We start from the raw sequence: 6,590 nt of genomic DNA on the forward strand, positions 1-6,590 counted from the left end.
ATTGAGATTATTACGCCAATCAAGGTATTAACATCTATACCTAAGTATTATTTAACCCTGCTAAAAGCTGTTTTCTTACTCAGTTCGAAAACTTCAAGCTTTCAGTGCTATTAAATCGAAATTTAATCTTTCACTTTTGTGGTTTTAATGAGATTGAATTGTCGTGACCTTGAATTGGCGACATTCATCAGGCTTAAGTATTATCTGGGATACTTTTTCAATTAAGCTACTATACACATCATTCAGACCTTCATAGGTAGAGGCTCTCTCCACTAAAGCCATCGCATCCTTATTATTAATACTGCCTTGCAACAGTGCTACGACTATATAATTCACAACGATTCTGTTTTTTGTTACTTCAGTAGCATATTGATGAACCACCGTCTTAGTTTTTGGGTCGCCTAGAGAATCATCAAGTTGTGGTTGGTACACTTGGGATCCAATATCATCGACTAAACTCTTGATCTTTTGCATTACTTAACTTCATTTCCAATTTGGTTCTGATGTTAAGCCATTAAACAACGATATCTACCTTTTCCCGGATTAAGGTCAGGTAGATAGTATGATTATGAGTCGTCGCGATTGATATTTGCCCAGAAAATACGTTTGGGAGCACCAATAAATTTTTATCGCTTGATGAGCTCCTCTAACTTCTCTAGCAAGTCTTGGTCTACGTTTTCTGTATTAAACTTGATGGATATATCATTCCCTTTCACATCAACTTTAAACCCTTTTAAGGGTGTAAGCTTATCCCAAGCTTTATTTTTTTCGGCCTCGACCTTAGGTTCTTGAAGCAATGACTTGATATGTAAGAACGCTACCTCAGCAGACTTCTCAGCATCTTGAACAGAATCAAATGCCTCCTCTTCTTGGACTTGGGGCAAATGACCTTCCAGCTTTGAAAGTTTATCTTCTTCTTTTTTAAGGTAACGCAGCCATTTATAGCGAATATATCGAAGTCCCGGGAAAGCCCCATATATGTATGGAGGGAATTTCGTAAATGCTATTGCCTCGGACACTTTGCCGAGAGCAATCCCCTCTTGCTCAGCTAATTCGCCCATTCTGACTCCCTCACCTCTTCCCTGGTACCTTTCAGCTAAGCGAAAACCGATATCTAATATATTCGGGCTATCGTAAATATCTCCTGTCCGTGCTCGTTCAAACTGATCCTGTTTGGTCATGTTTTTAGAAACGAGAACTCTGAAAACACAATCTCCAGGCGTATGTGTGACACAATATAGCCTGCGCAAGCCTTTTATAATGTGCAGCTTACTATCAATCTCAACAGCCTCGGCCACCTCAGAGTTAAACCCAGCTTTAGAGATAGATGGATATATATCAGCCACAGCCCCCATAGTTAACATATTCCAACAGCGTTGATTGTCTTCATGGGGCAAGCATAATTCTTTAGCTTCTTCTTTAGATAATTCTTTATACTCGAATTCAATAGGCGCTTGCTGGGGAACTACAGAAGGGGCTTTAACCTTCGGTTGTTGATTGAGCATCGCCCCCAATTTTGACTTGTTCTTTGAACCGCCATACATCTGTGATGGACTTTTCATACCTGTACCTTACTTAGTTCTTGCAAAATGGCTGGTCAGTCGTAGCTTTACCTCTCGAACAAAGCTATTAATTGCCATTGTAGATTTATCCAACTGCCGTGTTGAAACCAGCTTTTCTGATTTTCTTATATCGAGGGGGGTTCGGTGAATGCTAACAGCCACTTCAAAAGCGTTAGATTTGGGAATAGTGGTGTTAAACATCTTATCGCCAACGTGACGCTTCATTCTCATAAGCACATCATCACTGGCCGGTTTATCGTCTTCAAACATTGTAGCTACAACGTGAACACCTTTTATCTGCTTGCCTTCAGCTGGAAGTTGTTCGAACTTATCAGGGAGGTCTATTAAATACTCTTTAACAGCAGACCAATCTAAGCTTCGTGTAGCACAGGGCACAATAACAAAGTTACAAGCCTCATAACCAGACCAAACTAACGGGTTAATGCTTGGAGCTGAATCAAAAATTACAATATCAAAGTCATCTTTAACAACATCAATAACTTTTTGTTTAAGTAACTCAGTAACATCCGCCCCACCCTGCTTGGAACCATCTATAATTTCCTGCCAAGCAAATGCGTTGAAGCGTTCGTCTGAAGGGTGAGCAGGCAGCAGTTTTAAATTTGGAATATGCGTATCAAAAAGTGAAGCTTTAACTATTTCTTCATGACTATGCCCGGCACTGATCAGACTTTGATAATCACTATCAGGCTCCTTATCACCAAGCATTAAGTCTACAGCTGTGAGCATCAATTCATCGTTTTCATCGATTTGCATGATATTCCGCTGAGAACCTTGCGGATCTAGGTCTACAAGCAATACTCTCTTTGCTTCGGATACATTAAGTGCCAACCCTACAGCGAGTGATGTTGCAGTCTGCGTTTTTCCGGTTCCTCCTTTTAAAGAGGCAACCATGATTGAAGCTAAACCTTCATGCTCATCTCGCCATAGCTTTTTCTTCATTTTGATTTCGCCGGAACTGTGCAATAGATCTGTAATCATATGGCAGTGCTCTAACGTAAATAAATGACGTTTATTTGCTGCTTGCAGGACGGGAGGTATAAGTCCTTTTTCAATAGCATCGTTCACAAATGATTTAAGTACATTGGTCTGCAGGCCAAGTGCCCTACTTAATTCACTTAATGACAGACTATGATTCTTAACAACGGTATCAATATCTTGATCTATGTTTTCTTCCTGAATAGTTTTTAACCGTGTTTCACTATCCTCCTGGAGCTTTGCCCCAAGTACTCTCAATTCCCCAATGATGTCTGACATCTGCTATTCCTTAAAAGTTTGCCTGAGCGTAAACCTATCGAATAATTATCCGAAATAAATCACTTGCAACAATATTATTCAATTTATCGTAATATTGCCACAAAAATCATGCTGGCTTTACTGGCAAGGCCTAGAGAAAGGTTACGCAGTTTTTGCAATTGTAATTTACTCTGGTACTATCTGGGTCACTGAATAGCGAGGAGCCATTATGGCTAGTGAAATTTTGAGACTTGTACCCGATTACTATCGTGTTAGTGATTTACACTCACATAGCGGTGAGCAACAGATTACTGAACAAGAGCTTAGAATAAGAGCAACCCGACATTTCGAACTTAGTGAGTCTGATTTAGAAAAGTTGCTAAATGGCGAAGTAGTCGAGTCTTCACCTTACCGGATAGAACCGGGTTTTGTTGATACGTTTAATTTAACTGCTGATTAGTTCGTAAAATTTTATAAGGAAATTTCCAAGCATTCGATCGCGCTTTTGATTAAAACTTACAGCTCAATCTATTGGCCTCTTGTGGTGATAAAGTCACAGCATATCGGAATCATGACTATGACTTTTTCAACCGTTGAAAATTATCTTAGCGAGCATCCTTTTGGAAGCCACCACGTTTTAGAGATTTTGTGACTTGCTAGACCCTCAAGACCAGGCACTTGATAGTTAACTGTATCTAGTATTTTCTGCACAGAAACCTCATATCTGGCTGCATTGTATTGAGTTGCTTGTCTATTGTTAGGAATAATCCAGGCATTAATCTCTCCATCACTTCTAACTAATACTTTCCACATGAAATCAGGCGTAGTGACTCCATGGCTTAATACGAAATGATCGTTTGTCTCATCATTTCCCCATACGTTACCCAGCCAAACATTTACAGTTCCTAAATTTCTATAACACTCAGTAAGTTTCTCAGTATAACGCCAAAGTCCATGAACATTTTGATACGCTTCATGAGGGACAACATTTGCCATGGTATTGGTTGCGCGCATCATTTTTACGCTATGATCCCAAAGATTACTATGCACACCGTGACCGCGGTGATACTGCGTGGTTCCGGCCGGGCGCTTGAATGTTGAGGTACTTTTCTTCCTGCAGTGTTCAGGTAGCTTATCCTCACGATGGAATCCTTTATAACGCTTTAATTCGCCATTATCAGGGACAGTTTCATACTGAATCCAATTGAACCCCTTATGTTCACAACTGTATTCCATTTGGTAAAAGCCGAAATCTAATAACTCATTTTCAGATGCCTTCACCCCGCTAGCGTACAAGTACATACCTAATACAATCACTAACTCAATAATTTTTTTCATAGCTCACCTATATATTCTTTTCATTCAAGGGTTATAACTTCAGTTGAACTGTGACCGAGACTAACGTTGTGTCCAATTCAGGAGAACCAATTCATAACTGGCTTTTTTCAACGGTTGAAAATTGGGTCATCAAAATAATGTGGCAACACACTGTTAGTCTGAATCTAATAAAAGTATGAAGAATAATTCTTCCTGTTAGCAGCGCAAAGGTCTGATATTGCACTTCTTTGCAGCGTAGATGATGCAAAAGTCTATACAGTCTATATAACTAGCGTTATCGACCGCTTATTCTTGATGGAGGTTAATTGGTAAGAGTTAAGTCATGTTTTTAAAAGGCCCTATGAGATTCCAGGTTTCCAAACAAAAATTAGATGTGAAACTAAACTGCGGTCCAATCAGAATCAGGAATTCTGGTTTTAGTGATCAAATAAGCAGCCTTTATTTTGTTGTAGAAAGCAAAAACTATCTTTATCACATCAACGGAACATTTTTGGGGATAGAACTGACAGACGATATTATCAAGGTGGCTACGTTGATTAAGTGTTTATTTAATGACCCTCAAGAGGTTCTTATGTGGGCTCAATCACATTGTGAGTGTAAGCAAAGGATATGTAATGAACCTAATGGTGATATGGTAAATTGTGTACCCGTCAAAAATGCTTCAATATTAGCATCAGGTATAACGGTTCCTCTTTTAGAAGTAGCTAACGGTCGCTTTGAGATACGCTGCTAATAGCGGGGCAAACCTGTTTGCCCTACTCCACTTTAGATGTCCCAGCTTTACAACACTCCCTACTTTTTCAACCGTTGAAAATATACGGCAGTAAACGCTAAATTTAGCTTTATCCATGAGTTAGAAGACTCTCTTCTCTCCTTCAAACGGGCGGTTCCCTCAAATTCGACTTAAGCCTTTAACTCAATACGTTGACCTAGAATCCAACAAACTGAGAGTACGAATGAAACAGTCAACGCTAAAACATATTTCTTTTGAATCAAAATCTTTGCTTGAGGTATTAAGGGGCGAACCGGGCAACTATGGGGTTTTTTTACCAGTAGCTGACGACGACGGTAGCTACCGTCAATCGATTAAAAAATTTTCTAGTCAAATAAAGTCTCGCTCAACAAAACTCAAGGTGAAGTGCTCGATTGAAACTTTTTATATAATAACAAATGGCGAAATACCAAAAGTCATTAAAGTCGTTAAGGTTACACGTCAGTAAAGTATTGACTTAGTTTGTCTCATACTCAGAAAGGAGAACCTTCATGAATTGTAAAATGGATAGCGTGTTGCCGGGAGCTACATATGGCGAGATCTTAACTATCGATATGCAGCATATTCTCGGTATACACAACGAAACTGAAGCTTTCGAAGAGTGGCGTTTTATAAGTCAAGTATCAAGCTATGCAAATTTAAACAATGATATGGGTCATATTTATGAGCTTATTGTCAGCATGGCTAAAAATCATTCTGGTGTACCGGACTTGTTGAGGCCAGCATTCAGGAGAGCGAGAGAATTTGGCTACAAGTATATTAAGTTTAAAAAATGAAAGGTACCGTTGACTCGCTAACGCTTCAGCCTCATGAGTAAAAATCACGCTAAATGCACATTAGTACCACCAGCTAAATCATGGACCTTCTTAATGACTTGTTTTAAAAAACCTTTGAATGAACTATCTGAACAAACTTTTTGCGGATAGATAATGGGTCACCATGTCCGTATTGCCAATCACATTCAGCAGAAAATTGAAGATAGATGTATGCTTGACCTTCTTACTTATCAGGCACTGAATTCACCTAATAAACAATTCAATATTAGTGGAGTCCAACAACTTATAGGCCAGTGCAGCGATACACACAATCTAACATCATTATTTGACCTAGCAGTTTTTATAAAGCACCCACCGGATACCCAATTTATCCTGGAGACTGTATTTGCTGACCCGGACTGGGAATACTCAACCGATGTTGCGCAGTATCTAAACGATACAGCTTAATTTGAAAGAACCTTTATCGCACTAAGGGATTGGCTTCTGACTTGATGATTGTGAAGCCGTTCACAAGCAACAATGACATTTTAAAAGATATGACCTTGTAAGCCGCAGGCCTGTAACACCTTGAACGTTTCATTTTTCACCAGTTGAAACTTCACATGAAACACATTTTCAACCGTTGAAATTTCTGCCTCAACACTTCAAATCTGCAAGCTTATACTTTTTTCAACGATTGAAACTTCACTTTAAGCACATTTTCAACCGTTGAAACTTCTGTCTTAACATTTCAAATCTGCAAGCTTATCTTTTTTCACCAGTTGAAACTTCACATAAAACACATTTTCAACCGTTGAAATTTCTGCCTCAGCACTTCAAATCTGCAAGCTTATACTTTTTTCAACGATTGAAACTTCACTTTAAGCACATTTTCAACCGTTGAAACTT

General features: G+C 39.0%; 9 protein-coding genes. 5 read left to right on the forward strand and 4 right to left on the reverse strand.

What is annotated here, in order from left to right:
• Positions 1 to 144 precede the first annotated feature (144 nt).
• The 3 genes from HHX48_RS15965 to HHX48_RS15975 all read right to left on the reverse strand — a co-directional run bounded on the left by HHX48_RS15965 (position 145) and on the right by HHX48_RS15975 (position 2,837).
• Positions 145 to 474, reverse strand: a complete 330-nt coding sequence (locus HHX48_RS15965; protein WP_139758021.1) for a hypothetical protein — start codon at positions 472 to 474, stop codon at positions 145 to 147.
• A gap of 152 nt (positions 475 to 626) precedes the next feature.
• Complete coding sequence (locus HHX48_RS15970) at positions 627 to 1,562, reverse strand: ParB N-terminal domain-containing protein (RefSeq protein WP_139758020.1); 936 nt, start codon at positions 1,560 to 1,562, stop codon at positions 627 to 629.
• Between the two features lie 9 nt (positions 1,563 to 1,571).
• Positions 1,572 to 2,837, reverse strand: a complete 1,266-nt coding sequence (locus HHX48_RS15975) for a ParA family protein (protein ID WP_139758019.1) — start codon at positions 2,835 to 2,837, stop codon at positions 1,572 to 1,574.
• 208 nt (positions 2,838 to 3,045) lie between these two features.
• Here HHX48_RS15975 and HHX48_RS15980 point away from each other — a divergent pair, with 208 nt between their 5' ends.
• Positions 3,046 to 3,276 (forward strand): hypothetical protein, encoded by a 231-nt coding sequence (locus tag HHX48_RS15980; RefSeq protein WP_191026343.1) that lies wholly within the window; start codon positions 3,046 to 3,048, stop codon positions 3,274 to 3,276.
• 140 nt (positions 3,277 to 3,416) lie between these two features.
• On the opposite strand, the gene HHX48_RS15985 is transcribed toward HHX48_RS15980, so the two are convergent.
• Positions 3,417 to 4,154 (reverse strand): DNA/RNA non-specific endonuclease, encoded by a 738-nt coding sequence (locus HHX48_RS15985; RefSeq protein ID WP_191026344.1) that lies wholly within the window; start codon positions 4,152 to 4,154, stop codon positions 3,417 to 3,419.
• Between the two features lie 322 nt (positions 4,155 to 4,476).
• Between HHX48_RS15985 and HHX48_RS15990 the strand changes: the two genes are divergently transcribed.
• The 4 genes from HHX48_RS15990 (at position 4,477) to HHX48_RS16005 (ending at position 6,149) form a co-directional block, all read left to right on the forward strand.
• A complete protein-coding gene (locus HHX48_RS15990; protein WP_191026345.1) occupies positions 4,477 to 4,887 on the forward strand; it encodes a hypothetical protein in 411 nt (136 codons plus the stop codon).
• 223 nt (positions 4,888 to 5,110) lie between these two features.
• A complete protein-coding gene (locus HHX48_RS15995; protein WP_191026346.1) occupies positions 5,111 to 5,374 on the forward strand; it encodes a hypothetical protein in 264 nt (87 codons plus the stop codon).
• 43 nt (positions 5,375 to 5,417) lie between these two features.
• Positions 5,418 to 5,702, forward strand: coding sequence for a hypothetical protein (locus HHX48_RS16000; RefSeq protein ID WP_191026347.1), 285 nt, complete (start codon positions 5,418 to 5,420; stop codon positions 5,700 to 5,702).
• A gap of 153 nt (positions 5,703 to 5,855) precedes the next feature.
• On the forward strand, positions 5,856 to 6,149 hold the full coding sequence (locus HHX48_RS16005) for a hypothetical protein (RefSeq protein WP_191026348.1): 294 nt from the start codon (positions 5,856 to 5,858) through the stop codon (positions 6,147 to 6,149).
• Positions 6,150 to 6,590 lie beyond the last annotated feature (441 nt).

The organism is Salinimonas profundi (assembly GCF_014750655.1).
GTDB classification, from domain to species: Bacteria; Pseudomonadota; Gammaproteobacteria; order Enterobacterales; family Alteromonadaceae; genus Alteromonas; species Alteromonas profundi_A.

Bases quoted from the DNA above. Each gene is read 5' to 3' on its own strand.
- HHX48_RS15965 (WP_139758021.1), bottom strand. From the start codon at position 474: ATGCAAAAGATCAAGAGTTTAGTCGATGATATTGGATCCCAAGTGTAC.
- HHX48_RS15970 (WP_139758020.1), bottom strand. From the start codon at position 1,562: ATGAAAAGTCCATCACAGATGTATGGCGGTTCAAAGAACAAGTCAAAA.
- HHX48_RS15975 (WP_139758019.1), bottom strand. From the start codon at position 2,837: ATGTCAGACATCATTGGGGAATTGAGAGTACTTGGGGCAAAGCTCCAG.
- HHX48_RS15980 (WP_191026343.1), top strand. From the start codon at position 3,046: ATGGCTAGTGAAATTTTGAGACTTGTACCCGATTACTATCGTGTTAGT.
- HHX48_RS15985 (WP_191026344.1), bottom strand. From the start codon at position 4,154: ATGAAAAAAATTATTGAGTTAGTGATTGTATTAGGTATGTACTTGTAC.
- HHX48_RS15990 (WP_191026345.1), top strand. From the start codon at position 4,477: ATGTTTTTAAAAGGCCCTATGAGATTCCAGGTTTCCAAACAAAAATTA.
- HHX48_RS15995 (WP_191026346.1), top strand. From the start codon at position 5,111: ATGAAACAGTCAACGCTAAAACATATTTCTTTTGAATCAAAATCTTTG.
- HHX48_RS16000 (WP_191026347.1), top strand. From the start codon at position 5,418: ATGAATTGTAAAATGGATAGCGTGTTGCCGGGAGCTACATATGGCGAG.
- HHX48_RS16005 (WP_191026348.1), top strand. From the start codon at position 5,856: ATGGGTCACCATGTCCGTATTGCCAATCACATTCAGCAGAAAATTGAA.